The 26,489-nt window shown below is 69.9% G+C and carries 24 protein-coding genes and 2 tRNA genes; 10 read left to right on the top strand and 16 right to left on the bottom strand.

Annotated elements, in window-relative coordinates:
- Positions 1-5: 5 nt before the first annotated feature.
- The 4 genes from ACYVK3_RS15160 to pheA all read right to left on the bottom strand — a co-directional run bounded on the left by ACYVK3_RS15160 (position 6) and on the right by pheA (position 3,787).
- Complete coding sequence (locus ACYVK3_RS15160) at positions 6-1,265, bottom strand: MFS transporter (RefSeq protein ID WP_460498173.1); 1,260 nt, start codon at positions 1,263-1,265, stop codon at positions 6-8.
- Positions 1,266-1,332: 67 nt separating this feature from the next.
- Complete coding sequence (locus ACYVK3_RS15155; protein WP_460498172.1) at positions 1,333-2,124, bottom strand: ArsR/SmtB family transcription factor; 792 nt, start codon at positions 2,122-2,124, stop codon at positions 1,333-1,335.
- Positions 2,125-2,169: 45 nt separating this feature from the next.
- Positions 2,170-2,829, bottom strand: a complete 660-nt coding sequence (locus ACYVK3_RS15150; RefSeq protein ID WP_460498171.1) for a GOLPH3/VPS74 family protein — start codon at positions 2,827-2,829, stop codon at positions 2,170-2,172.
- 37 nt (positions 2,830-2,866) lie between these two features.
- The gene (gene pheA, locus ACYVK3_RS15145) at positions 2,867-3,787 is read right to left on the bottom strand and encodes a prephenate dehydratase (protein WP_460498170.1); all 921 of its coding nucleotides are present in this window, start codon (positions 3,785-3,787) and stop codon (positions 2,867-2,869) included.
- A 188-nt stretch (positions 3,788-3,975) separates the two neighbouring features.
- On the opposite strand from pheA, the gene ACYVK3_RS15140 reads away from it, so the two are divergent.
- Positions 3,976-4,048, top strand: a tRNA-Glu gene (locus ACYVK3_RS15140).
- An 86-nt stretch (positions 4,049-4,134) separates the two neighbouring features.
- Positions 4,135-4,209 (top strand) — tRNA-Asp (locus tag ACYVK3_RS15135).
- A gap of 145 nt (positions 4,210-4,354) precedes the next feature.
- On the opposite strand, the gene ACYVK3_RS15130 is transcribed toward ACYVK3_RS15135, so the two are convergent.
- Positions 4,355-5,371: an MDR/zinc-dependent alcohol dehydrogenase-like family protein gene (locus tag ACYVK3_RS15130; protein WP_460498168.1), complete on the bottom strand. Its 1,017-nt coding sequence runs from the start codon at positions 5,369-5,371 to the stop codon at positions 4,355-4,357.
- A gap of 171 nt (positions 5,372-5,542) precedes the next feature.
- Between ACYVK3_RS15130 and ACYVK3_RS15125 the strand changes: the two genes are divergently transcribed.
- Positions 5,543-6,433, top strand: coding sequence for a helix-turn-helix domain-containing protein (locus ACYVK3_RS15125; RefSeq protein ID WP_460498167.1), 891 nt, complete (start codon positions 5,543-5,545; stop codon positions 6,431-6,433).
- 16 nt (positions 6,434-6,449) lie between these two features.
- Here ACYVK3_RS15125 and ACYVK3_RS15120 read toward each other — a convergent pair whose 3' ends face one another.
- The 3 genes from ACYVK3_RS15120 to ACYVK3_RS15110 all read right to left on the bottom strand — a co-directional run bounded on the left by ACYVK3_RS15120 (position 6,450) and on the right by ACYVK3_RS15110 (position 7,967).
- Positions 6,450-6,878 (bottom strand): hypothetical protein, encoded by a 429-nt coding sequence (locus ACYVK3_RS15120; RefSeq protein WP_460498166.1) that lies wholly within the window; start codon positions 6,876-6,878, stop codon positions 6,450-6,452.
- The gene (locus tag ACYVK3_RS15115; RefSeq protein WP_460498165.1) at positions 6,875-7,429 is read right to left on the bottom strand and encodes a hypothetical protein; all 555 of its coding nucleotides are present in this window, start codon (positions 7,427-7,429) and stop codon (positions 6,875-6,877) included. The genes ACYVK3_RS15120 and ACYVK3_RS15115 overlap by 4 nt, the downstream gene beginning before the upstream one ends.
- Positions 7,430-7,499: 70 nt before the next feature.
- A complete protein-coding gene (locus tag ACYVK3_RS15110) occupies positions 7,500-7,967 on the bottom strand; it encodes a hypothetical protein (RefSeq protein WP_460498164.1) in 468 nt (155 codons plus the stop codon).
- A gap of 88 nt (positions 7,968-8,055) precedes the next feature.
- Here ACYVK3_RS15110 and ACYVK3_RS15105 point away from each other — a divergent pair, with 88 nt between their 5' ends.
- The 4 genes from ACYVK3_RS15105 to ACYVK3_RS15090 all read left to right on the top strand — a co-directional run bounded on the left by ACYVK3_RS15105 (position 8,056) and on the right by ACYVK3_RS15090 (position 12,172).
- A complete protein-coding gene (locus tag ACYVK3_RS15105) occupies positions 8,056-8,580 on the top strand; it encodes a DinB family protein (RefSeq protein ID WP_460498163.1) in 525 nt (174 codons plus the stop codon).
- Positions 8,581-8,607: 27 nt separating this feature from the next.
- Positions 8,608-9,126, top strand: a complete 519-nt coding sequence (locus ACYVK3_RS15100) for a DinB family protein (protein ID WP_460498162.1) — start codon at positions 8,608-8,610, stop codon at positions 9,124-9,126.
- A gap of 119 nt (positions 9,127-9,245) precedes the next feature.
- On the top strand, positions 9,246-11,294 hold the full coding sequence (locus tag ACYVK3_RS15095; protein WP_460498161.1) for an RNA degradosome polyphosphate kinase: 2,049 nt from the start codon (positions 9,246-9,248) through the stop codon (positions 11,292-11,294).
- Positions 11,291-12,172 (top strand): NUDIX hydrolase, encoded by an 882-nt coding sequence (locus ACYVK3_RS15090; protein ID WP_460498160.1) that lies wholly within the window; start codon positions 11,291-11,293, stop codon positions 12,170-12,172. Before ACYVK3_RS15095 ends, ACYVK3_RS15090 begins: the two co-directional genes overlap by 4 nt.
- 6 nt (positions 12,173-12,178) lie before the next feature.
- On the opposite strand, the gene ACYVK3_RS15085 is transcribed toward ACYVK3_RS15090, so the two are convergent.
- The 5 genes from ACYVK3_RS15085 to ACYVK3_RS15065 all read right to left on the bottom strand — a co-directional run bounded on the left by ACYVK3_RS15085 (position 12,179) and on the right by ACYVK3_RS15065 (position 19,021).
- On the bottom strand, positions 12,179-12,829 hold the full coding sequence (locus tag ACYVK3_RS15085; RefSeq protein ID WP_460498159.1) for a transcriptional regulator: 651 nt from the start codon (positions 12,827-12,829) through the stop codon (positions 12,179-12,181).
- A complete protein-coding gene (locus ACYVK3_RS15080; protein WP_460498158.1) occupies positions 12,819-14,087 on the bottom strand; it encodes a sensor histidine kinase in 1,269 nt (422 codons plus the stop codon). Before ACYVK3_RS15080 ends, ACYVK3_RS15085 begins: the two co-directional genes overlap by 11 nt.
- Positions 14,088-14,092: 5 nt before the next feature.
- Positions 14,093-14,827 (bottom strand): ABC transporter permease, encoded by a 735-nt coding sequence (locus ACYVK3_RS15075; protein ID WP_460498157.1) that lies wholly within the window; start codon positions 14,825-14,827, stop codon positions 14,093-14,095.
- A gap of 24 nt (positions 14,828-14,851) precedes the next feature.
- Complete coding sequence (locus ACYVK3_RS15070) at positions 14,852-15,760, bottom strand: ABC transporter ATP-binding protein (RefSeq protein WP_460498156.1); 909 nt, start codon at positions 15,758-15,760, stop codon at positions 14,852-14,854.
- Between the two features lie 174 nt (positions 15,761-15,934).
- Positions 15,935-19,021, bottom strand: coding sequence for a glycoside hydrolase family 3 C-terminal domain-containing protein (locus ACYVK3_RS15065; protein ID WP_460498155.1), 3,087 nt, complete (start codon positions 19,019-19,021; stop codon positions 15,935-15,937).
- Positions 19,022-19,123: 102 nt separating this feature from the next.
- On the opposite strand from ACYVK3_RS15065, the gene ACYVK3_RS15060 reads away from it, so the two are divergent.
- Together ACYVK3_RS15060 and ACYVK3_RS15055 are read left to right on the top strand one after the other, a co-directional pair.
- Entirely contained in the window at positions 19,124-21,505 is a 2,382-nt protein-coding gene (locus ACYVK3_RS15060; protein WP_460498154.1) for an Hsp70 family protein, read from the top strand.
- Between the two features lie 21 nt (positions 21,506-21,526).
- Complete coding sequence (locus tag ACYVK3_RS15055; protein ID WP_460498153.1) at positions 21,527-22,033, top strand: SRPBCC family protein; 507 nt, start codon at positions 21,527-21,529, stop codon at positions 22,031-22,033.
- A 72-nt stretch (positions 22,034-22,105) separates the two neighbouring features.
- On the opposite strand, the gene ACYVK3_RS15050 is transcribed toward ACYVK3_RS15055, so the two are convergent.
- The 3 genes from ACYVK3_RS15050 to ACYVK3_RS15040 all read right to left on the bottom strand — a co-directional run bounded on the left by ACYVK3_RS15050 (position 22,106) and on the right by ACYVK3_RS15040 (position 25,118).
- On the bottom strand, positions 22,106-23,068 hold the full coding sequence (locus ACYVK3_RS15050) for a chaplin family protein (protein ID WP_460498152.1): 963 nt from the start codon (positions 23,066-23,068) through the stop codon (positions 22,106-22,108).
- Positions 23,069-23,408: 340 nt separating this feature from the next.
- Positions 23,409-23,801, bottom strand: a complete 393-nt coding sequence (locus ACYVK3_RS15045) for a hypothetical protein (protein WP_460498151.1) — start codon at positions 23,799-23,801, stop codon at positions 23,409-23,411.
- Between the two features lie 339 nt (positions 23,802-24,140).
- Positions 24,141-25,118: a DUF368 domain-containing protein gene (locus ACYVK3_RS15040; RefSeq protein WP_460498150.1), complete on the bottom strand. Its 978-nt coding sequence runs from the start codon at positions 25,116-25,118 to the stop codon at positions 24,141-24,143.
- 223 nt (positions 25,119-25,341) lie between these two features.
- Between ACYVK3_RS15040 and ACYVK3_RS15035 the strand changes: the two genes are divergently transcribed.
- Positions 25,342-26,478, top strand: coding sequence for a hypothetical protein (locus ACYVK3_RS15035; RefSeq protein ID WP_460498149.1), 1,137 nt, complete (start codon positions 25,342-25,344; stop codon positions 26,476-26,478).
- Positions 26,479-26,489 lie beyond the last annotated feature (11 nt).

Below are 26,489 nucleotides of genomic sequence, written 5' to 3'. Positions count from 1 at the left end.
GGCGCTCATGCCGCGGCCATGACGCGCTCGGATTCGGGCGTCGCGTCCTCGTCGGCCTCCGCCCGGGTGGCGCGGCGGATGCCCGGGACGCACAGCGCCACGATCGCGACCGAGACCAGGCCGACGATGAGGAACGAGGTGCGCACCTCCAGGAAGGTCGACAGGACGCCGCCGAGGAAGTACCCGCTGAGCGTCGCCCCGTTGACCTTCGCGCCGATGCTCGCGTTCGCGCGGCCTCGGAAGCGCTCGGGGACGCGGCGCGCCACGGCGATGCCGAGCGCCGAGTTCTCCCCGGCGTTGAACACACCCCCGATGAGGTTGATCGGCACCAGCAGCAGCACCGTGAACAGCGGCACGCCCTGGACGAGGCTGACCAGGCCGATGCCGGCGAGGCACGCCATCTGGAGCCAGGCGAGGGACGAGTCGCGCCGCATCCGCCGGATGAGGGCGGCGGCGATCCAGGCTCCGGCGACCATGCCGATGGTCCAGGAGGCCCGGACCAGGCCGTAGGTGCTCTCGGAGGCGCCGTAGACCTCACGGACGAGGAAGACGCTGAGGACGTTGACCGCGCACAGCGCGCCGATGACGGCGCTGAGTCCGACGACCATGGTGAGCAGCAGGCGGTCCCCGCGCAGGTTCCACGTCAGGCGTCCGCTCTCGCGTCGCTCGGTGAGGTCGCGGCGGATGCCGCCGCGGCGGGTGCGGATGTCGCAGGACAGCACCGACCGCAGGAGCGCGCAGCACGCGGCGGCGATGAGTGCGGCGTCGACGCTGTGGGCGGCGATGACGAATCCGGCCGCGGCGGGCCCGGCGCTCAGCCCGAGGAGGGTGCCGGTCTGCACCAGCGCGATCGCGCGCGGCAGGTCCTCCTCGGCGGTGATGGCGGGCACGAGGGCGCTGACGGTCGGCTGGAGGAGCGCTGTGCCGCAGGCGTTCAGGACGACCAGGCCGAGCAGCAGGTACAGCTCGTCGGTGCGGGTCATGGCGACGATGGCGGCGGCCTGGAGGACGCCGCTGAACGCCATGAGGGCGCGGCTGTCGAAGCGGTCGGCCATGCGCCCGGTGACCGGGGCGAGGACGACCAGGGGGAGGGTCGCGCAGATGATGAGCGCCGCCACGGCCGCGCCGCCGTGGCCGGTGGACTGGAGGTGGATCGCCAGCGCGAAGTCGGCGGTGAACATGGCCGTGCCGGCGAGGAAGGCGCACATGGCGGCGGCGTGGACGTCGGACCAGCGGGTGCCCTCGTTGAAGGATGTGAAAGACATACTTCGAAAGTACTCTTTCATATCTAAATATGAAAGAGCTATTTCAGATTTTCTCGAAGGTTCTCGCCTAGACGTGCGGGAAGAGCCGTGTCACGAAATCCCACAGCATGGTGTTGTCGCACTCGTCGATCGACTCGCTCGACTCCACCAGCTCGACCGTGCGCAGCTGGTACGGCTCCAAGATCTCTTGGATGCCATTCCGGATGGCTTCGGCCTCCTCGACCGTCAGACGGAGCCTGCTCTGCGTGAACATGGACGCGTCCCGAGTCTCCGGATCAACGTCGAACTTTGCGGACTCCCACCGCAGGTAGTGCTCATTGAACTTGTCCGCCAACGCCTGGGAGGCGGCGCTCTGAGCGAGTTTGGTGCTCTCAGAATCGTCGGCCTCGGCCCCGAAGCTGAAACTGTGCATGCCGATACGCCAGACCCGCTCCCTCGCGTCGCCGCGGCCGGGTGCCTCCTCGATGAAACCGGCCTTGGCAAGGGTCCGCAAGTGGTAACTCATGGCACTCGGGGACATGCCGGCGACTTCGGCACATTCGGTTGCGGTGGCACCGACACGGCCTTCGAGCCGGCAGGTACCGAGAAAGTCCCAGACCGCGAGGCGGGCAGGGTGCGCCAGTGCCCGGAGCTGCTCGGGATCGGACAGCTTCGGCTGATTCCACGGCGGCGAGTCGGCGTCCTCCGATGGCTCTGGCGGCTGCCCCTTCGGCGCCTTGGGCGCCTTCGGGGGTTTTGGAGGCTTGGGCGGCTTGGGCGGTTTCGGAGGCTTGGGCGCCTTCGGGGGCTTCGATGCCTTGGGAGGCTCCGGGCCCTCTGGTGGGGCGGGGTCGGAATTCGAAGCGGATGTTTCAGGCATGCCTCTACCTAACCACGGCAAGTCCCGCCCGCGGCAGGGTCCGCGTCAGCCGTTCGCAGCGGAGGTCGTGCTCACCGTCGCCGCGACCATGACCGCCGTCATCACCGCGGCCTGCGCGGCCTCGACCGCATTGCGGGTGGCGTCGCCGGCCCACGAGCCCTCGGCGATGGCCTTGAGCGCCCTGCGGACCTCGCCCGAGCGGCGACCGGGGAAGACGATCGAGTGCATCTTCATCGCGTACACCAGGGAGGCGAGCGCGGCGGTGCGGGCCTCCGCGGCGGAGCCCATGTCGACGGCCCTGGTGAGCCGGGCGCGGGCGTCGGCTTCGGCCGTAGGGTCGCGCGGCAGGTAGCGGTGGAACGGGAAGACACCGAGGAGCTTGTCGCGCTTGAACTCGAGCACGCCGCGCGAGACGAGGTCGTCGAGCACGGTCTGGGTGAGGCCCTTGCCGGCGCGCTGGACGACGGCCGCCGGCTTGCGGGGCTTGTCGTCGGCGATGCGGCGCAGCACCTCGTCCAGGAGCCGGTCGCCGGTGGGCGTCGCGTCGACGACCTGGACCTTCTTGTCGACCACGTCGATCCGTTCGGCGAGCGTCAACTCCAACACGATCGCCCCGCCGAGGCCGAGCTCGAGGTGCTGGGCCCGGTTGCGGCCGGAGGCGTCGTCATAGGAGAGCAGGATGAGTTCGTCGACCAGAGAGACCATGCCCCCACCCTAGAGCGGTGAAGCGAGCGGTGGCGACTCAGCGCGGTTTCCCGCCCTCGCGGAGGCGCTTGAGCCAGGACGCGGCGTCGGCGAAGTCGGCGTCGGTCAGGCCCGGCGGCGGCGAGACGGGCGCGTCGGAGTGATCGCGGCGGTAGGAGCCGAGATAGCGGACGTCGGCGCAGATGCGGCGCAGGCCCATGAGCGCCTCGCCCATGCGCGGCTCGGACAGGTGGCCGGTGCAGTCGAGGAAGAACGCGTAGCGGCCGAGTCCCTCACCGGTGGGGCGCGACTCGATGCGGGTGAGGTTGATGCCGCGGATGGCGAACTCGGTGAGGACGGCGAGGAGCGCGCCGACCCGGTCGTGGTCGATGTAGACGGCGAGGGAGGTGATGTCGTTCCCGCTCGGCTCCGGCGGCGGGCAGGGGCGCACGACGTGGACGAAGCGGGTCTCGGCGTCGGCGGAGTCGCCGATGTCGAAAGCCTGCACGGGCAGCCCGGCGGCCTCGGCGGTGAACGGCGCGCAGACGCAGGCGTCGGCCTCGCCGGCCAGGACGCGTTCGGCGGCCTCGGCGGTCGACAGGGCGTTGACCGCGCGGGCGTTCGGGAGCTCGCGGCGCAGGTAGCCGCGGACCTGGGCGAGGGCGTGGGGGTGGGAGGCGACGGTGGCGATCTGGTCCGCGGCCTTGTTCGCGGCGAGCACGAAGGTGACCGGGAGGACGGCTTCCCCTGCGATGACGAGCGGCTCGCCGCCCACGAGCTCGTCGATGGTGACGGTGACCGTGCCCTCCTGGGAGTTCTCGAGGGGGACGAAGCCGGCGTCGACCTCGCCGCGCCGGACCGCGTCGAGGACCTCGGCGATCGAGGGCATCGGGGTGGTCGTCGCCCCCTTGGCGGCGGGCAAGCGGCGGAGCGCGGCCTCGGTGAAGGTGCCGCGCGGTCCCAGGTAGGCGAACTCCATGGGCCCACGCTAGCAAGACGGCCCGAGCGGCGATCGAGCTCGGCTGAGACGGCGGTCTCACTGGAGCCCCGCCGTGGACGGGCCCGGTGGTGTCACGTATGCTTGTCGAGCCCAAGCGGAGTTCCGCGGTGGTAAGCCCGGCGAAATCGAGATGCGGCGCAATGCGTCACGTGTCAGGATCGCAGTGCGCCCCCATCGTCTAGAGGCCTAGGACGCCGCCCTTTCAAGGCGGTAACACGGGTTCGAATCCCGTTGGGGGTACGGCCAGGCGCGACGTCGATCACTCGGAGCCGCCTGGTATAACTGAAGAGGTCGAGTGACCTTGAAGGATTTCGATCCGAACTCAAGGTCCCGTGGAGCAGTCAGGAGTGCTCGCCGCCCTGTCAAGGCGGAGGTCGCGGGTTCAAATCCCGTCGGGACCGCAGACAGAACCCGCTGGTTTTCCAGCGGGTTCTTTGCTTTCCAGCATCTGCTACGGGTCCACTATGCTCACTCCCGTCACGCGGGGTGGTCAGACGGGTGGTTTGCGGGGTCGCGCCGGGTGGCGCGGCCCTTTCGACTTGTCGGTTACCTGCCGGTGGTGAGCACCACGCGGAAGCGGGCCTCGCCCGAGACCATGCGCTCGTAACCGGCGTTGATCTCGTCGAGCGAGTAGACCTCGGTCATCGGGCGGATACCGGTCAGCGAGGCGAACCGCATGGTGTCCTCCACGTCCTTCGCGGTACCGGACGGGTGCCCGTGAATGGTCTTGCTCGTCGGCAGGATCTGGAAGGGGCTGACCTCGATCGGCTCCGGTGCGGCGCCCACGACGAGCAGTTCGCCGTTGGGCTGCAGCCCGTCGATGCTGGCCGACATCGCCGCCGAGTTCATCGCCGTGGCGAGCACGACCTTGGCGCCGCCGAGCGCCTGCAACCGGGTGGCCATGTCACCGGCGTTGGAGTCGATGTAGTGGTGCGCCCCAAGCTGCTTGGCCAGATCGGCCTTCGCCTCGCCGCGGGCGATGGCGATGGTCTCGAAGCCCATCTTGCTGGCGAACTGGACGCCGAGGTGGCCCAGACCGCCGATGCCCAGGACCGCGACCTTGTCGCCGGCCCGGGCGACACTGCGACGCAGCGAGTTGAAGGTGGCCACCCCCGCGCAGCCCAGCGGGGCGGCGTCCACGGCGGTCAGGTTCTCGGGGATGCGGGCCAGCGCCGTGACCGGCACGACGGTCGCGTCGGCGTAGCCGCCTGCGTACTGCCACCCGGGAACCTTCACCTCGGCGCAGTGGATGAAATCGCCTTCGCGGCAGGCGCCGCAGTGGCCGCAGTTGCCGCCGAACCAGCCGACGGCCACTCGCTCGCCGACGTTCCAGCCTTCGACGCCGTCGCCGAGCGCGTCGATGCGGCCGGCGATCTCGTGGCCGAACACCGCGGGCCACTCGACGGGGTATCCGCCGTTGATGAAGTAGTGGTCGGTGTGGCAGACCCCGGCCGCTTCCACGGTCATGCGGACTTCGCCGCGGCCGGGCTCGGCGGGTGCGCCGGTGACGATGTCGAAGGAACCGCCGACCTCGGCGACCTGAGCAGAACGGATGGTGGACATGGGAACTCCTCTTCAAACCTGATCCCGTCGCCGACTCGGCGGGGATGACTCAAACCTAGGCTTGGAAAGGCTCCGATCGGGCCTCTTCATAGGCCCTCTGCGCCCTGGGATGCGGTCGCCTAGGACTCGCAGTCCCAGGCAGTGGGCCTGCGCTGCTGGCATCATGGAGTGATGGCCTCTGTCAATCGCGAGCTCGCCGACTTCCTCAAGCGCACCCGCAGCAAAGTGGACCCGCAGCAGGCGGGGCTGCCGCAGGACGGGCGGATCCGCCGTGTCCCCGGGTTGCGCCGAGAGGAAGTGGCGCTGCTGGCCGGCGTCTCGACCGACTACTACACGCGACTGGAGCAGGGGCGGCGCATCACGCCGTCGGACAGCGTCCTGGACGCCATCGCGCGGGCGCTCCGACTCGACGAGGCCGGCCGGGCCCACCTTGGACACCTGGTCGGCTCAGTGGCGGGCACCTCGCGCCGCCGCAAACCGACGGTCCAGCGCGTGCGACCGGGCCTGCACCAGCTCCTCGACAGCTTGGAGGCGCACCCGGCGCTGATCCTCGGTCGGCGGACCGATGTGCTCGCGAGCAACCGACTGGCTCGGGCGCTCTTCACCGACTTCAACGCGATGCGACCGCAAGAGCGCAATTACGCCCGTTGGATGTTCCTCAACGACGAGGCCCGGGCCCTGTTCCTGGACTGGGACGAGCACGCGCGGGCGTGCGTGGAGAATTTGCGGCTCGACCTCGGCACCGACCCTCATGACGAGCTCGCCAAAGACCTCGTCGCCGAGCTGGCCGAGGGCAGCCCGGAGTTCCGCGCTTGGTGGGAGGAGCACGGCGTCTTCCAGCGGACGTTCGGCACCAAACGTCTGCGGCACTCGGTCGTCGGGGAGCTGAGCGTGCAGTACGAGACGCTCACGATGCCGGGCGACCGCGATCAGGCGCTCTTCGTCTACACGACCGAGGCGGGCACGTCGTCGCGCGAGGCGATGGACCTGCTCGTGAGCTGGGTGCTCTCGGATCCTCGCCCCGGCGCTCCGGACGCGCCGACGGAGCCCCCCGGCTCCTGACGTCTCATCGTCTCGTTCAACGGCCTCGTCGTGGTGTGCCCGGCGGTGTCCGTCCCACCCATCTCGCGAGGACGCGGACCGGCCAGGGGCGGTCTTCGGGCGCGTAGCAGCCGACGAGGTACCGGCACACGGCCTTGGCCTTGGCGAGCAGGGCGATGAGCACCACGAGGACGACGACCCAGTTCGCCGACAGCAGGAGGAACACCGGCTCCGTGCGGTCCCGGTCCGTCCAGTAGGCGTAGAGCGCGGGCGCGGCCGCCGCGAGGAACAGCGCGAACCACGCGGCGAGCCCGATGCCGCCTGCCAGCAGCGTCCATCCCTTCCACCGCACCCGTTCCGGCGCGGTCAGCGTCTGCGCGCCGAAGATCACCGCCGCCAGCACCCCGAAGACCGACGGCCCGGCCGCGAAGGCGATGAGATCCCTCGCCGACTCCGCGCTCGTCATGGCCGCTCGGGGAGCTGCTCGATGGGAAAGGCGTCGCCGACGATGACCTGCCACGGCGCGTCCGGCTCGCCCCGGACCACCTCGACGGGGTAGCCCGTGCGCTCGGCGTAGGCCACGAAGGCGTCCCTGCGGTCCTCCGCCGCGAAGATCACCACCTCGCCGGTGACCGTCCGGCCCGACTTGCGGTGCTTGCCCCTGACGGCGCCCACCTCGGACCACGCCAGATCGAGCTCGTTGACCTCGTCGCTGTGCGTCGCCTGGAGCATCCGCCGCATGGAGCGCGCCTGCGTCGGTGTGACGCGGAACAGCGCCTGGATCTCGAAGTCCTCGATGACGCGGCCGAGTTGGCGGCTGATCTGGACCAGGATCTCCGAGCGCTCCGACGTCAGGCTCGTGGGCACCGGCCCCGGCTCGACGGTCCGCGCGTAGGCGCTGCGCGCCATCGCGTCCAGATACGCGGTCGTCAACGCCCCGGCGTCGGACCGCGCCCCCACGCGCAGCGCGATGACGTTCCGAAGCCGCTCACGCTCCTCATCGGTCAGGCCGCCCATGCCAGGACAGTACCGGCTCACCCCGACAACGTCCCGCGAAGCGCCGCCGGGGCGGCGCTGACCGGCCCGATCAGCGCCAGTCGTCGGCCTTGGGCTCGGCGTCGCGGTCCTCGTCCAGGGCCCTGTCGTCGGTCGGGTCCGGAGGCGGGCCCTCCTCCCAGGACTCGCGGATCGTCTCGGTGTGCTCCCGGTCGTCCTCGGTCACATGGATCTCGCCGAGGTCGGCGGCCGCGGACGGCGACTCCTCGGCCCAGACGTCCTCCTTGTCGTGGAGCTGCCCGGCCTGCGGGTCAGGGCCCGAGGCCCACTCGTCGGTCACCGCTTCACTCGGCTCGTCCGGCCGCTCCTCGGCCAGGGCCTCGTCGAGGGGCACGCCCCGCCGTTCCTCGGCCGGCGTCGTGCCGTGCCGGTCAGCGCCCTTGTAGTCCTCCATCGAGAGGATCTCCTCCTCGACGGGCTCCTCGGTCTGCTTCTCGTCATCGATCCACTCGAAGCTGTCCTTCTCGTGTGCGGAGTACGGCTCTCGGTCGTCGGACATGGCTCCTCCTTTGCTCACGCGGGGTTACCCGTGGCGAGGCGGCGGTAATCCGATGGCGTTCTCCCAGGTGGACGGCTAGTCTCACGCCATGACGTGGACTGCACCGGAGATCGAACGCGCCAAGACCGCCAGGGTCGGCACCGAGCGGGAGCTGCTGGAGGGCGTGCTCGACCGCCATCGCGAGACGCTCCTGATGAAATGCGCCGGGCTCGAGGAGGCACAACTCAAGCGCGCCGCCGTCGAATCCTCCGAGCTGTCGCTGCTCGCCCTCGTCCGCCACGTCACCGAGAACGAGTACTGGTGGTTCTGCGAGGTCGTCGACGGCCAGGGCGCCCATGACCTGCCGTACTACGGGCGCGACGACGACCTCGACGCCGACTTCCACGACGCCGCGAAGGACGATCCGGCCGGAGCCTTCGAGCGCCACCGGGCCGCGATCGCGCAGGCCAAGGCCGCCGCCGCCAAGCACGAGCTCGACCACGTCGCCGAGCATCCGCACACCGGCGAGTGCAGCCTGCGCTGGGTCTACCTGCACATGATCGAGGAGTACGCCCGCCACAACGGCCACGCCGACCTCATCCGCGAGCGCATCGACGGCAGGACCGGGGAGTGATCAACGCTCCCCTATACGGTGAGGGGCATGGACTGGATCGCACCCGACACTGAGCGCCGGCGCCCCACGCTGCTGGCCGACGAGCGCGCCATGCTCGAAAGCTTCCTCGACTTCCACCGCGACACCCTCCTGGTGAAGTGCTCCGGCCTGACCGAGGCCCAGCTCAAGCACCCCTCGGCCGAGCCGTCGGCGCTCACCCTGCTCGGGCTCGTCCGGCACATGACCGACGTCGAGTACTGGTGGTTCTGCGACAACTTCGACGGGCAGACCGACTACCCGCACTACCGCTCCGAGAAGAACTACGACGCCTGCTTCGACGAGGCCGCCTCGGCCGATCCCGACGAGGCGTTCGAGCGATACCGGGCCGCGGTGGCCGCCGCCCGCGACACCGCGGCCCCGCGCCACCTCGACGACACCTTCACGCACCCGTCCGGAAAGACCGCCTCCCTGCGCTGGATCTACCTGCACATGATCGAGGAGTACGCCCGCCACAACGGCCACGCCGACCTCATCCGCGAGCGTATCGACGGCGCCACCGGGCAGTGAACCGCCGCCCGCGACCAAACCGGAGTTCCATTGTGGACATATGCTGTGATCTCGTGAACGCGTGGGGATTTCAAGGTCGATTCACCAGAAGTTCACCTTACTCGAGAATATTGTGATGTATGACGAATAGCGAGCCCGTTCCTCTCGTTGGCGACGATTTGCCGCCCGACCGGTTCCTCGACCGTGAGGAGAGCTGGCTGCGGTTCAACGGCCGGGTCCTGCGCCTGGCCCAATCCACCGAACTGCCCCTGCTCGAACGGGTTCGCTTCCTGTCCATCTTCTCGAACAACCTCGACGAGTTCTTCATGGTGCGCGTCGCCGGCCTCATGCGCCGCCTCGCCACCGGCCTGCCCGTGCGCACCTCCTCGGGCCGCCAGCCCCAGAACGTCCTCGAACGGATCACCGGGCTCGCCCACCAGCTCAGCCTCGAGCACGCCGAGACCTTCCGCGACGAGATCGCCCCGCTGCTCACCAAGGAGGACATCGACATCCTTCGCTGGGACGAACTGGAGGAATCCGAGCGGCAGCTCATGCACGAGCTGTTCCGCACGCGCATCTACCCCGTGCTCACCCCGCTCGTCGTCGACCCGGTCCACCCCTTCCCCTACATCTCGGGACAGTCCCTCAACCTCGCCGTCCAGGTCCGCGACCCGAACCAGGGCGCCATGCGCTTCGCCCGCGTCAAGGTCCCGGCGCTCCTGTCGCGCTTCATGGCCGTCGCCCCGGGGCGCTTCGTGCCACTCGAAGACGTCATCGCCGCGCACATCAACCAGCTGTTCCCCGGCATGGAGGTCGTCGACCACCACACCTTCCGCGTCACCCGCAACCAGGACCTGGAGATCGACGAGGACATCACCGAGAACCTCCTCCAGACCCTGGAGCGCGAGCTGCTGCGCCGCCGCTTCGGGCCGGTGGTGCGCCTGGAGGTGGAGGACACCATCCACCCGGTCGTGCTCGACCGGCTCATCTCCGAACTCGGCATCGACGAGGACATCGTCTACAAGCTCCCCGGCCCGCTCGACCTGTCCGGCCTGAGCGCCATCGCCGACCTCGAGCGCCCCGAACTGAAGTACCCGCGGTTCCGTCCCTCCGAGGCGGTGCTGCCGCCCGACGCCGACCTGTTCGGCGTCATGCGCGAGCAGGACGTCCTGGTCCACCACCCCTACGACTCGTTCACCGCGTCGGTGGAGCGGCTCATCGAGGAGGCCGCCGCCGACCCGAACGTCCTGGCGATCAAGCAGACGCTGTACCGCACCAGCGGCAAGTCCCCGATCGTGGACGCGCTCATCCGCGCCGCCGACGCCGGCAAGCAGGTCGTCGTCGTCGTGGAGATCAAGGCCAGGTTCGACGAGCAGGCCAACATCGACTGGGCGCAGAAGCTCGAGCAGGCCGGCTGCCACGTCATGTACGGCATCGTCGGCCTCAAGACCCACTGCAAGCTCGCGCTCGTCGTCCGCCAGGAGAGCGACGGAAGCCTGTTGCGCTACAGCCACATCGGCACCGGCAACTACCACCCCAAGACCGCCAGGCTGTACGAGGACTTCGGCCTGCTCACCACGGACCAGGTCGTGGGCGAGGACGTGAACGCGGTTTTCAACCACCTCACGGGGTACTCGCGATCGGTGGAATACCAACGCCTCCTGGTGGCCCCGCATTCGCTGCGCCCGGGCTTGATCGAGCGCATCGAGCGCGAGATCGAGAACTGCCGGGCGGGCCTGCCCGCGCGCATCCGCTTCAAGTGCAACTCCCTGACCGACGAGGACATGATCGACATCCTCTACCGGGCCAGCCGGGCCGGAGTGGAGGTCGACCTGCTCATCCGCGGCATCTGCGCGCTGCGACCGGGTGTGCCCGGCCTGTCCGAGACGATCCGGGTCCGCAGCGTGCTGGGCCGCTTCCTCGAACACTCGCGGGTGTACGTCTTCGAGAACGCGGGCGACCCGGAAGTATGGTTGGGATCGGCGGACCTGATGCACCGCAACCTGGACCGCCGCGTGGAAGTGCTGCTGCAGGTGACCGGCGACGCGCACCGCGCGCAGCTCATCTCGATGCTCGACCGCGGCATGGACGACGACACGAGGACATGGAGGCTCGGCCCGCTCGGCCTGTGGTCCCGCCGGCGAGGCGGCATCGACCTTCAGGAAGTACTGATGCAGGAGCACCGTTGAACGAACCCGAGATCTTCGCCGCCGGCGCCGTCCTATGGCGTCCGGGCCCGGACGAACCCGAGCTCGCGCTCATCCACCGTCCGAAGTACGGGGACTGGTCGTTCCCCAAGGGCAAGCTCAAGAAGGGCGAGCATCTGCTGGCCGCGGCGCAGCGGGAGGTGTTCGAGGAGACCGGCATGCGGCCCGTCCTCGGCCGGCCCCTGGCACCGTCGTTCTACGACAAGGAAGGCAAGCTCAAGCGCGTCGACTACTGGTGCGCCACCGGATCGGCCGACGCGGTCGGCGGCGCGGTGGACCCCAGGGAGGTCGACGGCCTGGAATGGGTGCCGCTGAGCGAAGCCGCCGAGCGCCTCACCCACGAGCGCGACCAGCCGGTCCTGTCCGACTTCGCGTCCAACGAGGCGTGGGAGACCGTCCCGTTCACCTTCGTGCGCCACGCCACCGCCATGTCCAAAACGGACTGGTTCGACCAGGACGAGCTGCGCCCGCTCAACCAGCGCGGCCGCGAGCGCGCCTCGGAGCTGGAGGTGCTGCTGGCGAGCTATCCGACGCCCCATGCCTACAGCGCCACGAGCGCCCGGTGCCTGGAGACGCTGCTGCCGTACTGCGCGGCCGAGGGCGTGCCGTTGACGGGCCTGCCCGAGTTCACCGCCGGCACGGCCAAGCCCGGCGAGGCGATGACCAGAATGGACCGGCTCATCGCGGAGAACCGCCCGACCCTCATCTGCGGCCACGGCGAGACGATCAACGAACTCGTCGAGTACTTCTGCCACCAGCTCGGCTCGACCCCGCCGACCGAGATCGCCCTGTCGAAGGGCGCGTTCTGGGTCCTCCACACCCACCAGGGCCGGATCGTCGCCGCCGAGCAGCACGACTGAGCGCCCTCAGCGGCCCCTCGGTTGCAGCAGACCGCGCTCGTAGGCCGCCGCGACGGCCGAGGCGCGGTCGTTGACGCCGAGCTTCGCGTAGACGTGCAGCAGGTGGGTCTTGACCGTGGCCTCGCTGATGAACAGCTCCGCGGCGGCCTCCCTGTTGCTGCGGCCCTTGGCGACGATGGTGAGCACTTCGAGCTCCCGCTCGCTGAGCGGACCGGCCGCCGCGGCCGGTCGGCGCACCTGCTCCATGAGCAGCGAGGCGACCGACGGCGCCAGGACCGTCCCGCCCTCGTGGGCCGTGCGGATGGCGCGGCGCAGCTCGTCGGGGGAGGCGTCCTTGAGCAGGTAGCCCGACGCGCCCGCCTCGATCGCGGGCACCACGTCCGAGTCGGTGTCGTAGGTCGTCAGCACCAAGACCTTCGAGGGCACAGCCCGCGCGGCGAGTTCCCGGATGGCCGCGACGCCGTCGGTCCCGGGCATGCGCAGATCCATGAGGATGACGTCGGGTCGCAGCGCCGACGCGCGGTCCACGGCCTCGCGGCCGTCGGCGGCCTCCCCGACGACGTCGATGTCGTCGTCGCGGGTGAACATGCCGCGCAGCCCGTCACGCACCACCGGGTGGTCGTCGGCGATGAGCAGCCGGATCGGTTCAGCGGGCATCGGCCACCACGCGCGGGATCACCGGGACGGCGGCGGAGACGACCGTGCCGGACCCTGGCTCGGACTCGATCGAGAGGCTTCCGGCGAGCCGGTTCACGCGCTGCCGCATCGCCGACAGCCCGTAGCCGGTCCCGCCGGCGGTCTTGGTGCGGGCCGGCTCGAAGCCGCGGCCGTCGTCGCGGACGTCGAGCGCCAACTGGTCCTCCATATAGGATAGTGTAAGTCCGACGCGGCCGGCCTCGGCGTGCTTGCCCACGTTCGTCAGCGCCTCCTGTGCGATGCGCAGCAGCGTCACCTCGACCTCAGGGTGCATCGGCCTGGCCTCGCCGGTCGTGACCAGCTCGGCCGGCACGCCCTGGGACCGCGACCACTTGGCCGCCACCTCCGCCAGCGCCTCGGGCAGCTGGGCGGTCTCCAGCGTCGAGGGCCCGATCGCCCGCACCGTCCGCCTGGCCTCGGTGAGGCTGTCGCGGGCGAGGTCGGCCGCGCTGTCGAGGTGGCGGCGGCGCTGGAGCTCGTCGTCGCTGCCGTCGGCGGCGTGGAGCTGCGCGATGATGCCCGCGAGGCCCTGCGCGACGGTGTCATGGATCTCGCGGGCCAGGCGCTGGCGTTCGTCGAGGACGCCGGCCTCCCGGGCCTGGGTGAGCAACTGCATGTGGAGCCCGGCGTTCTCCTCCAGGGCCGCCTCCCTGGCCTCCACGGCCTCGTGGCGCTGCTTGACGAGCCGGTCGACCTTCGCGCTGAGAACGTAGCCGCCGCTGACCGCCAGGGTCTGGACCACGACGATGACCACGAAGATCACGACCTTCTCCACCGTGACCTCGGGGCCGAGGATGGTCGAGTCGATCACGATCGAGCTCGCGGCGACGCCGACGACCATGAGCGGGAGGGGGCGGAGCAGCCCCGAGTGGAAGAAGCCGGTGATGACGAAGACGAAGAACAGCATGTCCCGGCTCATCAGGACCGCGCCGAAGGCCAGCATGACGAAGACGTAGACGGCGAATCGCGCCGGTGCCGCCTCCCGCTGGGACCGGAGGCGGGTGTAGGCGGCGTAGACCCACACGGCTGCGGCGACGGCGATGCCGACGGTGACGAGGTCGTAGCCCGCGGACCGGTCCGACAGCGCCAAGCTCAGCACCACGGAGGTGCACAGCGTCACGTACGGAATCCAGTCGAGGACACGGTTGAAGGCGCTGTCAAGCTTCGACTGATCCGCGTGGATCTCGTCCACCGTCTGCGCCACCATCGTCGTCGCCATGATCGTTACTCCCACTTGAACAGTCGGGCCGAGGCCGCCCCCACGACCAGGGTCGTCCCGCCCATGACGAGCAGGTGCAGCGCGGACGGCGCGTAGCCGTTCCAGCTGTCGACCAGCGCCTGCACACCCGGCGGCACGTAGTCGCCGATGGTTTGGAGCACGTCCGGCATCATGGTGCGCGGGAGGTACACGCCGCCGAAGAACATGATCAGCAGGAACAGGACCGTCGCGATGCCGGTGGCCGTTCGACCGTTCGGAGCCAGGGCCGCCACCAGCATACCCAGGGAGAAGACCGCCGCCATGCCGAGGATGAAGGCGAGGGCGAAGCCGAGCGCGTGCTGCGGAACCGGGACGTCGTAGACGAGCTTGCCCACGACGACGACCAGGAGGGCCGAGATGATGCCGGCGCTGAGGCTCACGACCAGTTGCGCGCCGAGCAGCGCGCCGGGGTGAACGGGCGTGGTGCGCATGCGCCGCAGGACGCCGCGTTCGCGGTAGGTCGCCACGAGCGTCGGGAGACTGGTCAGGCCGATCACGGCCACGGCCATGACGACGATGGACGGCGCGAAGTAGTCGATGAATCGGACGCCGCCGAACTCGTCGAGGGGCTCACGCAGGACGGGGATGGCGCCGAGTCCGAGCAGCAGGCCTGCGGGCAGCACCAGGCCGAGCAGCAGCGCGGCGCGGTCGCGAACGAAGAGGCGCGCTTCGCTCGCGGTGAGTTTCATGAAGGTGAACATCGGGATCTCCTGTCCGGGGCGGGGTCAGTTCTGGAGGGATTTGCCGGTGAGCGCGACGAAGGCGTCGTCGAGGCTGACCTGGTCGACGCGCAGATCCGCGGCGACGATGTGGTTGCGGGCGAGCACCGAGGTGACGGCCTGGAGCAGGTTGCCACTGCCGGTCACGATGACCTGCGAGCCGTTGCGGGTGAGCCCCGCGACCTCGGGCAGGTCGAGCAGCAGCGAATCGTCGAACGGCGCCGAGGGGCGGAAGCGGACGCGCTCCTCTTCGCTGACGCGGGCGGTGAGTCCGGCCGGACTGTCGATCGCGACGACTTTGCCGCCGTCGATCACGGCGAGGCGGTCGCAGAGCCGTTCGGCCTCGTCCATGAAGTGGGTGACGAGGATGATGGTGACCCCGGAGTCGCGCACCTCTTCGATGAGGTCCCAGGTGTCGCGGCGCGCCTGCGGGTCGAGCCCGGTGGTGATCTCGTCGAGCACGGCCACTCGCGGGTTGCCGACCAGCGCGAGGGCGATGGAGAGGCGCTGCTGCTGGCCGCCGGAGAGCTTCGCGAACGGCGTCTTGCGCTTGTCGCTCAGGCCCAGGGCGTCGATGAGGTGGTCGGGGTCGGCCGGTTGACGGTAGAACGAGCGGTAAAGGTCCAGCGCCTCCCCGACGCGGATCTTGTCGGGCAGGCGGCTCTCCTGGAGCTGGATGCCGAGGATCTGCTTGAGCTCGTGGCCGTCGGCCTGCGGGTCCAGTCCCATGACCGAGACGGAGCCCGAGTCGGGCCTGCGCAGTCCTTCGACGCATTCGACGGTGGTGGTCTTTCCCGCGCCGTTGGGTCCGAGGATCCCGAAGATCTCGCCTTCCTCCACTGTGAACGAGACTCCGTCGACGGCGCGTTGGGCGCCGTAGTGTTTGACCAGGTCGTTGACCTCGATGACTGCCATACCGGCCCTCCTTGTTCGATGTGCTGCAACACTCGCAGGATGGGCGCGGGGCGGCATCGGCCGCGCGTCTGAGGGGGCGGTGGATTCCGCGGGTCAACCGATCGGTTGATGCCCCCGCCGCGACACGACGAAGGGCGTGCGAGGGGCCGCCCCTCGCACGCCCTGACGTGACCGTTAGCGGCGCAGCCGGATGGACTCGACGTAGACGCCGCCGGCCCTGAAGCGCAGGTAGAGGTCCTTCACGCCTTCGGCGCCGTCCAGGCTCGCTTCGACGTCCACGAACTTCTGGAGGTTCCCGGTGATCGGGACCCGCACGGTGCCCAGGACTTCACCCCCCGCGGTCCGGACCTCGATCACCGGGTCGGACAGGTCCGCCCAGTCGGCCGAGGTGGTCGCGGTGCGCAGCTCGATCGCGGTCGCCCCGTCGAGCACCACCTTGGTGAAGCCCACCTGGTCGCCCGGGCGCCTGGAGCCCACCGAGTGGTAGCCGCCCCGGCGCGCGAGGGTGTTGCGCTTCGAGACCTCCCAGTACGTCAGGCCCTCGCTGATCGTGGCGACCTCCCAGACATTGCGGGTCTCGGAGAGGTCGAGCGGCGCGATCGTCTCGCCTTCGATGCGAATGATCGTCTCCATTTCTTCGGAGTCGGCGCCGACGAAGAAGCCGTAGGGGCCGGTCTCGACGATCCGCTCGCCGCTCACCACGTCCCATACGAACAGGTCGGCCGGATCCACTTCGATCTCGACGCGGCGCCGCTCGCCGGGCGCGATGTCCTTGACTCGCTTGAAGCCGGCGAGTTGGCGCAGCGGGACGCGGTCGACGTACGACGGTTCGAGCGACCGGGCGAAGAGGAGCGCCACCTCGTCGGAGGGCCGCTCGCCGGTGTTGGTCACGGTGAAGGCCACGGTGAACGGCCGCTCGGCCGAGGCCTCCTTCGGCATTTCGAGAGGACTGTACTCGAAGGTCGTGTACGTCAGGCCGTGCCCGAATCCGTAGACGGCGGCGGCGCCGGAGTAGCGGTAGGTCAGGCCCGCCGAGATGACGTCGTACTCGAGCATGTCGACGTCGCTGACCCGGAACTCCTCGGTCTTGGGGCCCGGGTGCGGCAGCGAGCGTGCGTCGGGAAGCCAGGTGGAGGAGAGCCGCCCGGCCGGGGAGTAGTCGCCGAAGAGGGCCTCGGCCAGGGCGGTTCCCGCCGCCTGCCCCGCGTGGGAGGTGTAGACGATCGCGGCCACGTTCGGGTCGGCGGCGATGTCGCCGATCGCGAGCGGGTAGGACGAGACGACCACGACCACCGTGCGGCCGGGCTTGGCCTCGGCGACCTCGCGCACCGTGTCGACCTGGCGCGGGGCCAGGTCGAGTCCGGGGCGGTCGAAGCACTCGCGGGCGTTCATGAGCGGGTGGTTCCCGACCACGACGACCGCGTAATCGGCGTCGGCCGCCGCCGCGGCGGCGGCCGCGGGGCCGTCCGAGACGACGGTCTCGGTGAGCGGAATCGCCGGCTGGCCCTTGGCGAGCGGGAGCGAGCGGTCTTCGGCGAGGCCGACGTGGAACGCGTCGGCGGCGCTGATGTCGGCGTCGACGTGGTTGAGCCCGAAGATCGAGACCTGGTCGCCGACGTGGCGGTAGTGGAAGTTCTGGAAGGTGAACCAGGCGTTGGCGTCCTCCATCCGCTCGTCGATCGCGCGCAGGTGCGGCCCGGTGCCGCCGGCGCTCGCGCCGACCTGGTTGGTGAAGCTCGCCGGTCCGTCGTCGTGCCGCAGGATGTCCGCGCTGACGAACCTGCCCGAGGCGACGTGGCGGAACATGTACTGGTCGTGCGCCCAGTCGTAGACCTCGAAGGCCTCGTCCTCGCCGATCGACTCGCCGCCGGCGACGAGCGCGCCGTTCTCGGCGACGTTCACGTAGCCGCCGTCGGCGGCCCAGGCGACGACGTCGTTGCCGGTGTGGTGGACGACGTTGTCCGCTCCCAGGCGTTCGGTGATCGCCTGGAGCACGGTGAGGCGGCGATCGTCGGGGACCAGCGGGCTGTAGTAGTCGCGCAGGTTCAGGTCCGCGAGCGGGCCGAGCACCGCGACGCGCGGCGAGGCCGGCAACGGCAGCACCGGCCCCTCGTTCTTGAGCAGCACGAGCTGCTCGCGCGCGGCCTGAAGCGCGAGCGCCTTCGACTCGGGCCGGTCCTGCGGATTGTCGCTCCGCTCGATCAGGTTGTACGGGCAGGCGTCGCCGTCGAGCTTCCCGGCGCGGACGAGGAACGTCAGCCAGTCGCGGACGACCTGCTCCGCGTCGGCGATCGTCAGCCCGAACAGTCCGCGGCGGACGGCCTCGGCGGCGGCCTCGCCGAGCGGCAGATCGGAGCCGTCGCGGAAGTTCGTCTGTCCGGCCTTGAGCATGAGGGCCGAGGCGTAGACGAGGGTCTCCTCGCGGTCGATCTCGCGGCCCTCCTCGGCCGCGAGCGCCTTCGGATACGGCACGTCCCGGCCCTCGGGCGTCTCCCACGTGTCGAAGGGCGCGCCCTTGGTGGTGTTCAGGTTGACCGCGTCCCAGCCGTCGGGCAGGAACATGAACCCACCGGGGGCCCACTCCTCGCGCAGGGTGTCCATGATCGGGTTGATGATCGAGGGGACGCCGTTGACGAGGTTGTAGGCCGTCATCGCGCCGAGGACCGCGCCCGCCTCGACGGGCTTGCGGTAGGGGACGGCCTGGTACTCGTGGAGGGCTCGGACGCTCATCGACGCCGAGGTGCGGTGCCGGTGCCACTCGTGGTCGTAGCCCAGGAAGTGCTTCATCTGCGGCAGCACCCGGACGTACTCGGGGTGGCGTCCGCGCAGGCCGTGGGCGTAGGCGGTGACCATCTCGGCGACGTGCAGCGGGTCCTCGCCGAAGCCCTCCTCGTAGCGGCCGGCGAGGGGGTTGGAGCGGATGTCGGCGACGGGCCCGAAGGCGGCCAGGACCTCGGGGTCGCGGGCGCGCATCTCGTAGGAGACGGTCTCGCCGATGCGTTCGAGCAGCTCGGTGTCCCACGTCGCGCCGAGGCCGATGGCCTGCGGGAACAGGGTCGCGTTCGCGTGGTGTCCGGAGCCGTGGAGGACCTCGGCGAAACGGTTCTCCAGCTTCGGGAGCGTGAAGCCGTCGGTGAGCGTCAGCCCCTCCGGAATGCCGCCGAAGCAGCTCAGCTTGTGCTCATCGGTCATGAGCGCCAGGATGGCCTCGACGCGTTCGGGCACGGGTCGAGATGCGTCCAGGTATGCGGGTGCTGCCATGGGCTTCCCATCGTCGGGTGCGGGTCCGTCGACATTACGACGTATGTCCATACTAATTCAACGCCATATTCCCCGCTCGCGGCCGTTGGCTACGATCGCTCCATGAGCTCCCTACCACCCGGAACCGCACTCGGCATCGACTTCGGCACCTCCCACACCATCGCCGTCGTCCGCCGGGTGGACGGGAGCGTTCGCCCACTCCTCTTCGACGGTGCGCCGCTCATGCCGTCGGCGGTGTGCGCCGACGCCGACGGCGGTGTGATGGTCGGGCGGGACGCGCTCTACAGCGGGCGTCGACACCCCGAGCGGTTCGAGCCCAACCCGAAACGACACATCGACCGCGCCTCGGTGCTCTTGGGCGAGCAGGAGTTCGCCGTCGTCGACCTCATCGCGGCGGTGCTGCGTGCGGTGGCCGACGAATGCCGGCGCGTGGTGGGCCCGCCTCGGCAGGTCACCATCACCGTTCCGGCCGAATGGGGACCGGCACGGCGGCAGATCATCGAGAACGCCGCGGCGCGCAGCGGGCTCGGCAGGGTGCGGCTGGTGCCCGAACCGGTGGCGGCGGCGACGTACTTCGCCCAGACCCTCAACCGCCACATCGCCATTGGATCGTCCATCGTGGTATACGACCTCGGTGCGGGCACCTTCGACGCGAGCGTGGTGCGGCGCACGGCCTTGGGCTTCGAGACGGTGGCGCTGGACGGCCGCAACGACCTGGGCGGCCTCGACATCGACGCCGCGATCGTGAACCACCTGGCCCAGACCTACGGCGGGCACGACGGCTGGCAGCGCCTCACCAAGCCGACCACAGTGGAGGAACGTCGCTCGTTCCGCGAGTTCCACGACGAGATCCGCGGCGCCAAGGAGCGCCTGTCGCGTCACCAGAGCGCCGACTTCTCGATCCCGCTGCTCGAGATCGACGCCCACCTGACCCGCACCGAACTGGAGCAGATCGCCGCCCCGCTGCTGGAGGAGACGATCCGCGTCACCCAGGCGGTCATGCGAACCGCCGGACTCGACCCGTCACTGAGTGCGGGCGTCTTCCTCGTCGGCGGCGCCAGCCGGATGCCGCTGGTCGCCACGATGCTGCACCGCGCGTTCGGCGTCGCCCCGACCGTGCTCGACCAGCCGGAGGTCGTGGTCGCCGAAGGCAGCGTGCTGTGGACCGAGCCGGTGCGGTCGCCCGTCACGCCCCAGGCGCCCCTCATGCCGACCACGCCGCAGTATCCGCCGCAGCGGTACGCGCAGGTGACACCGCAGGCCACCCTGCCGCCGCAGGCGGACCTCACCATCGTGCCGGGGCAGCCGAGCCCGCAGCAAACGCCGCCCGTACCGCCCGACCCGCAGGTACAGGCCAAACGAAAGCGGTTCAGCCGCAAGATGATCGTCGCCGTGATCGTCGTCGACATCCTCATCGTGGCCACGCTCATGTTCGTCTTCCGGCCCGACGGCGCCGCCGACGAGCAAGACTCGACGAGCGATCTCATGGAGGGCGCGGAGACGTTCGCCCTGCTCGAACCGGTGATCGACGGCCACGACGGCGCGATCATCTCCTTGGAGGCCGTCGAGACCGAGGACGGCCCGCTGCTCTACACGACCGGCGCCGACAGGATCCTCAACATGTGGAGCCTCGAGTCCGGCGACAACCTGGACGGCATCACCTTCTCCGACTCCACCGAGATCCTCGGTGAGACGACGTTCTCCGACGGGCGGACGAAGCTCGTCGCGATGGGCTCCGACGGCAGCTTCTTCGCGTGGGAGCCCGACGACTTGACGACGAACGAGCGCCTCTACGAGGGCGCGAGCTACTCCTCCGACGACCCCGTGGTGCGCGACACCATCGGCCCCAACAACGGAAGCGCGACCTACGCCATGATGAACTCGGCCAAGTCGTATCTGTGGGACCTCGAGAACGGCACCGACGTGACCGGCGACATCACGTTCAACCAGGACCAGCTCAACAGCATCAGAAACTTCGCCGTCTTCGAAGACCGCATCGGCCTGGTGACCGTGGACGCCGAAGGCCGACTGCGCCTCTACGAGACCGAAGTCAATGTGGACACCGGCATGACCTTCGACGCGGCCGACGACTGGACCGACGACGACGCCCCCGAGTCGCTGGGCGTCGTCTACATCGAGGACGTGCCGCACGCGATGGTCCTCAGCCGGCAGCGGTACTTCCTCTGGGACCTGGAGACGGGCGACTTCGCGGCGTCCACCGCCACATGGGAGGGCGATCTCGACGCCAACTTCGTCCAGGAGGCCGTGACGGTCGACGGCGGCGACGCGCTCCTCGCCTACGACGACGACTCGGACGCCGCCGTCTACGACCTGCACAGCGGCACCGAACTCGCCGTCTTCACCGACGAGGACGACCCCTCCAACATGGTCACCGATATGACGTCCACCGTCGTCGACGGGTATACGATCGCGATCACCGGGCACTTGGACGGCACCGTGCGCCTGTGGAACCTGGGAAACTGACCCGAGACGAAAGTTGCGACTTTGATCCTCCTCATCATCCTGCTGGCGGTCGTCGCCCTGATCGCCGGTTACTGCGTCTGGGCGCTGCGCCAGGACCGGCGGATCGAGACCAGCGCCCGCATCGACGCGCCGCCCCACAAGGTCTGGTCGGTCCTCACCGACTTCCCGGCCTACGGCCAGTGGAACCCGTTCATCACCGCGATCAGCGGCACGCTCGCCGAGGGCGAGCGTCTCGACGTGACGCTCACGCGGTCCGACGGCAAAGTCCAGCGTTTCAAGCCCGCCGTCCTCCGCGTCTCCCCTGCGAGGCAGATCCGCTGGCTCGGCCGGCTCGGCCCCGGCGGGCTCTTCGACGGCGAGCACTACTTCGTGCTCGAACCCCAACAGGACGGCTCGACGCTCCTCACCCACGGCGAACGCTTCACCGGTGTCCTCGTACCGGCCATGAGCGGCATGCTCGCCGACACCGCCAAGGCATTCGAGTCCATGAACTCCGCGCTCGTCGAACGCGTCGCCTCCGCCGACTAGCGTGGGCACGAGACTGCGCCGCGACACCGAAGTGTCGCGGCGCAATCAAGATGCCGTCAGAGCGGTCCGGACCTAGAGCAGGCCGGCCCCGGCCAGCTCGGTGGCGCCGGCGACCGTGTCGGTGGCCGTGGAGACAACGTCTTCGGGAGTCACGTTGTCGCCGAGGCCGCCGGTGAGGCCGCCGACCACCGGGAGACCGCCGGCCAGGTCGCCGGTCGTGTCGGTCACGGTGTCGAGCCCGGGAACGCCGCCGGCGGGCAGCTGCTCCTCGTTGACGTTCACATCGGCCGCCTCGGTGGTCGAGGACTCGGTGTAGCCGGCCTTCTTGTGGCTGTGGTGTTCGGGCTCGTCGATGTCGGCGTCCGAGCCGCCCTCGCACGAGGCGCTGGCGTAACCGAGGACCGCGACGGCGTTGCCGCACACGTTGATCGGCGCCTGAATCGGGGCGTACAGCTGGTTGCCGTTGCCCAGACCGACGTTGTCCTGCGTGGTCAGGTCGCCGCCGGGGCCGTCGTAGTCGGCTTCGGCGCCGCCCTCGCAGCCCGCGTCGCCGACGCCGCCGACCGCGACCGCGTTGCCGCAGGCGTTGATCGGGGCCTGGATCGGCGCGAGCAGCTGATTGCCCGACAGCGCGCCGTAGTTGCTCTGGGTCGTCACGTCGCCGGACTCGGCGTGGCGGCCGGACTCGGCGACCGAGGCGTTCGAGCCCCCGGTGGACCAGGCGTCGGACGCCCCGCCGACGGCCGCGGCGATGCCGCTGACCTCGGTGGGGACCTGGACCGGCGCGTACGCCTGGTTGCCGTTGCCCAGGCCGGTGTTGCCGTGGGTCCACAGCTCGCCGCCCGGACCGTCGAAGGTGGCCTCGGCGCCGCCCTCGCAGCCCGCTGTGGCGGTGCCCAGGACCGCGGCGGCGATGCCGCAGATGTTGATGGGCGCCTGGATCGGCGCGATCACCTGGTTGCCCGACACCGCTCCGACCTGCTCCGACGTCTCGACGTCGGGGCCGGCGGCGTGAGCCGACCCGGCGCCGGCCACGAGGACAGCCCCCGCAGCGAGAACACCGGTCTGTGCAGTCTTACGTGCCCATGAATTGTTCACGAACCGTCACCTTTCAGGGAAATCGTTCTCTTTGTTCCATCACGTATCCCCCGTGAAGCTCCGTCGGCTCCGGTGACTTGTGTGCGTTCGGGTGGCGAGCAGGACTCGTCGGAACGGGGTGTCATCGAAACCGGGAGAGTTGTGTTTGGTCGGCGGGCAACCCGGGACCGGGCCCTTGGCGCCGGGTGCGCCCGCCGACCGATCACGCTCGTCGCGAACGGCGCGACGGTAGATGCCGTCCGCGTCCGAGCGGTGTCCTATCGCTGTGGCGAGATGCTTAGAACGGCAGCGGAACCGGAAGGCCGCCGCCCAGGTCGCCGAGCAGGTCGCCGACGGGCGAGCCGCCCGCGTCCGCGGGAGCGTCCTTGTCCGTCTTGTCATCGGTCTTCTTGACCGTGTCGTCGACTTTGCTGTCGAGAACCGGCACCGCCGTCTGAGGCGGGACGACCGCGTTCAGGCCGGGCACGGAATCGGTCGGGACCGGCAGTCCGCCGAGCAGCTCAGGAGCCGCCTTGATGGTGTCGAGTCCGGCCTCTTCAACCTCCGTGTCGGCGGCCTGAGCAGCCGAACCCGAGAACAGCAGAGCCCCCGTGGCGATGCCTCCGACGAGGGCCGCCTTACGCACAGTGCGCGTTTTCATCTGCTTGTGTTGCCTTTCTTCCGGCCGCACGGCATGTGTCGTGCGACTGAGAAAGCAGCGCAGCACGAACCACCGTGTGGACCAGGTTGTCGGTGTTGTCAGTCGTTGTCCAGCGAGCCGGCGGGGACGCTCGGCGTCCGGCCGGTCAGGCCCTCAGCCGCGACCTCGCGGGCCGGATGCCCGCGGGTCGAGAACCCTCGCACTGTCTCTGTCTGGCCGGTGACACTTCCGGCCGCCGGCCGCCGACCTCTCGGTCGTACAGCCACCCTGACTAACTGAAGAGACGGGGGAGCGGTTACGCCCAGACGCGAAGAAATTCGAAAACATTGGATCCCCGCCGCTCGCGCGACCGTCGTCGGCGCCGTCGACCTATACCGGTGCTTTCCTGTGCAGCTTGGACTCCCAGATCATCGCCGCCAACACGATCGCCGCGCCGACGAGTACGAGCAGGATCGCGCCGACGACCTGACCGGAGGGCGCCTGGAGGGCGTTCTCCTCGGTCTGCCAAGGCCACAGGGATCGCAGCGAGCCGACCATGAGCCCGGCGAGGACGGCCATCGTGGCCTGCCGGCGCCGGTGCAGGAGCCACTGCAGCAGCTTGACGAACGATCCCAGGCCGACCATCGCGCCGAGCGCGAAGACGCCGACGAAGGCGAGATCGCGGTCCTCGACGGCGTGCTGGACCGGCACGTACAGGCCCATCGCCAGCAGCACGAAGGAACCGGACACGCCAGGCAGGACCAGCGCGTTGATCGCGATGGCCGCGCCGAAGAAGACCAGCCACAGCGACGGGCGGTCCAGCTCGGCCGGGGGCAGCCCGGTGAGGAAGAAGGCCGCGACCGCGGCCACCGCCAGCAGGACGGCGTCCAAGACTCGGAAGCGGTCCGGCATCATGCGCAGCGGCACGGCGATCGAAACGAGGATCATGCCGAAGAACAGCGCCCGCATGGGCACCGGATGCGACTCGTACAGGGGCGCGATCGTCGCGAGCGACAGCAGCAGCACCGTGGCCATGCCGATCAGCACCGGCACCAGCAGCGCCCAGTTGACCTCCTTGAGCGAGCGCAGCCCCTCGCCGACGCCCTGGCGGCGCGCGATGCCGGAGACCGTGGTGCGCAATGCGTGCAGCAGCTGTCCGGCCGAGTCGATGAGGTCGTCGTACAGGCCGACCACCAGTGCGATGGTCCCGCCGGAGATGCCCGGCACGGACTCGGCGGCGCCCACCATGCCGCCGCGGATCGCTGAGAACGGGGCGGACTTCCAGGAGGTCGCCGCTCGGGGCGCACCGTGGGGCGAAGCGGGGTCGAGGGGGACCGGGCCGTCGTCGGTGCTGCGGTAGATCGTCACGCAGTCAGCGTAGTCGGCCCGTCCGTACGCGCGCCTCGGTCGTCCGGCCGAATCCCTGCGGCCCACGCCCGGGGCCGCGCTCTCGGACCGGTCCCACCTTGGTGTCGCCCCATGTGCGGGGCCGGGCCATACTTAGTGGTAATTCGCGGAACTGATGGCTCGCACGCTCACGGCGGGGGCCGGTTCTACTGGTCGGTAGCCAGCTGTGGGAGGGAGGGTCTCGATGAGCCGCATGGTCGGACCGTACAAAGATGTCGCGACCGCTCGGGTCGAAGGAGCCTACGAGTTGTGCGAAGGCGTCGACGAGACCGGGCGCCCCGTCCAGATCCTCACCCTCGGTTCGACCTCTTCCAAGGACCCCGCCCGGCGAGGGCTGCTGTACGACACCGTCGCGTGGGCGTACGCCACCGCCGGGCCCGAGGACGCGCCCATCCTGGTCGCCGACCTCGAAGCCGAGCAGCCGTACGTGGTGGTGCTGCGCGACCCGCGCCTGCGCGGTGCCGACCGGATCATGGACCGGCTGCTGTCGCTCGGCCCGGCCACCGGGCCGCTGCCGGTGGGAGCCGCCGCGGCCGCGCACCGGCCGCAGGCGCCGGCGTCCCCGGCGGGGCCGCCTTCGGTGCCGCCGATGTCGCCGCCCCAGGTCGTCATCGCCCCGCCCAAGCGGCGTTCGCAGGCGCTGCCGATCCTCATCGGCGTGCTCAGCGTTCTGCTGATCGTGGCGCTGCTCGTGCTCGGCGGCTGGCTGATCCGTTCGACGATGGCCCCCGGCGAGGAGTCGGAGGGCTCGGTTCCGGCCGCGGAAGAGGCCGACTCGGCCCTCGACGAGGACGCCGAGCGGGCATCCGACGGCGCGGCCGAGGAAGGTCAGGAGGAGCCGGCGGTCCCGCGCTGGAAGGCGGACGCTCCCGAGCTGTCGGTGGCGGGCACGTTGTTCGGCGCCGAGGAGGACCTGCACGTCGTCGCGCTGGAGGGCTGGCCCTTCGCCTTCCGCGTCCCGGGCGATTACGAGTGCGATCCCGGCGAGCGGTTCGCGGTGTGCACCGCGCCCGACGGTGAGTCGACGGTGACGGTGACCTGGGCGGTGTGCGAGGAGCCGTGCCACGACCAGGCGCGCGAGTCGCTCCAGGAGGAGCTGCCGAACCAGCCCCTGCAGGCCTACGAGAACGGCGACATCGGCTTCGCGGTGCGCGAGCCGTACGGGCGGTGGAAGGCGTCGATGAGCGTGTTCGTGGAGAACGACGAGACGGTCCTCCACGTGTCGGCGGTGGCAGACGTGGCCTCGGATCGGTCGGCCGAGGCGCAGCCGATCCTCAACGACGTGCTGAACCAGGCTAAGTCGCTCGAGGTCGACGAATAGGAGTCCCATGC

Source organism: Glycomyces tarimensis (assembly GCF_054776215.1).
This window is presented reverse-complemented; position numbering and strand designations above follow the sequence as displayed.

Excerpts from the sequence above, each read along its gene's own strand:
- ACYVK3_RS15125 (WP_460498167.1), top strand. The coding sequence starts at position 5,543 with ATGGCCTCTGTCAATCGCGAGCTCGCCGACTTCCTCAAGCGCACCCGC.
- ACYVK3_RS15070 (WP_460498156.1), bottom strand. The coding sequence starts at position 15,760 with ATGGCAGTCATCGAGGTCAACGACCTGGTCAAACACTACGGCGCCCAA.
- ACYVK3_RS15110 (WP_460498164.1), bottom strand. The coding sequence starts at position 7,967 with ATGTCCGACGACCGAGAGCCGTACTCCGCACACGAGAAGGACAGCTTC.
- ACYVK3_RS15095 (WP_460498161.1), top strand. The coding sequence starts at position 9,246 with ATGACGAATAGCGAGCCCGTTCCTCTCGTTGGCGACGATTTGCCGCCC.
- ACYVK3_RS15155 (WP_460498172.1), bottom strand. The coding sequence starts at position 2,124 with ATGCCTGAAACATCCGCTTCGAATTCCGACCCCGCCCCACCAGAGGGC.
- ACYVK3_RS15080 (WP_460498158.1), bottom strand. The coding sequence starts at position 14,087 with ATGGCGACGACGATGGTGGCGCAGACGGTGGACGAGATCCACGCGGAT.
- ACYVK3_RS15060 (WP_460498154.1), top strand. The coding sequence starts at position 19,124 with ATGAGCTCCCTACCACCCGGAACCGCACTCGGCATCGACTTCGGCACC.
- pheA (WP_460498170.1), bottom strand. The coding sequence starts at position 3,787 with ATGGAGTTCGCCTACCTGGGACCGCGCGGCACCTTCACCGAGGCCGCG.
- ACYVK3_RS15160 (WP_460498173.1), bottom strand. The coding sequence starts at position 1,265 with ATGTCTTTCACATCCTTCAACGAGGGCACCCGCTGGTCCGACGTCCAC.
- ACYVK3_RS15130 (WP_460498168.1), bottom strand. The coding sequence starts at position 5,371 with ATGTCCACCATCCGTTCTGCTCAGGTCGCCGAGGTCGGCGGTTCCTTC.
- ACYVK3_RS15105 (WP_460498163.1), top strand. The coding sequence starts at position 8,056 with ATGACGTGGACTGCACCGGAGATCGAACGCGCCAAGACCGCCAGGGTC.
- ACYVK3_RS15065 (WP_460498155.1), bottom strand. The coding sequence starts at position 19,021 with ATGGCAGCACCCGCATACCTGGACGCATCTCGACCCGTGCCCGAACGC.
- ACYVK3_RS15100 (WP_460498162.1), top strand. The coding sequence starts at position 8,608 with ATGGACTGGATCGCACCCGACACTGAGCGCCGGCGCCCCACGCTGCTG.
- ACYVK3_RS15085 (WP_460498159.1), bottom strand. The coding sequence starts at position 12,829 with ATGCCCGCTGAACCGATCCGGCTGCTCATCGCCGACGACCACCCGGTG.
- ACYVK3_RS15120 (WP_460498166.1), bottom strand. The coding sequence starts at position 6,878 with ATGACGAGCGCGGAGTCGGCGAGGGATCTCATCGCCTTCGCGGCCGGG.
- ACYVK3_RS15150 (WP_460498171.1), bottom strand. The coding sequence starts at position 2,829 with ATGGTCTCTCTGGTCGACGAACTCATCCTGCTCTCCTATGACGACGCC.
- ACYVK3_RS15075 (WP_460498157.1), bottom strand. The coding sequence starts at position 14,827 with ATGTTCACCTTCATGAAACTCACCGCGAGCGAAGCGCGCCTCTTCGTT.
- ACYVK3_RS15115 (WP_460498165.1), bottom strand. The coding sequence starts at position 7,429 with ATGGGCGGCCTGACCGATGAGGAGCGTGAGCGGCTTCGGAACGTCATC.
- ACYVK3_RS15035 (WP_460498149.1), top strand. The coding sequence starts at position 25,342 with ATGAGCCGCATGGTCGGACCGTACAAAGATGTCGCGACCGCTCGGGTC.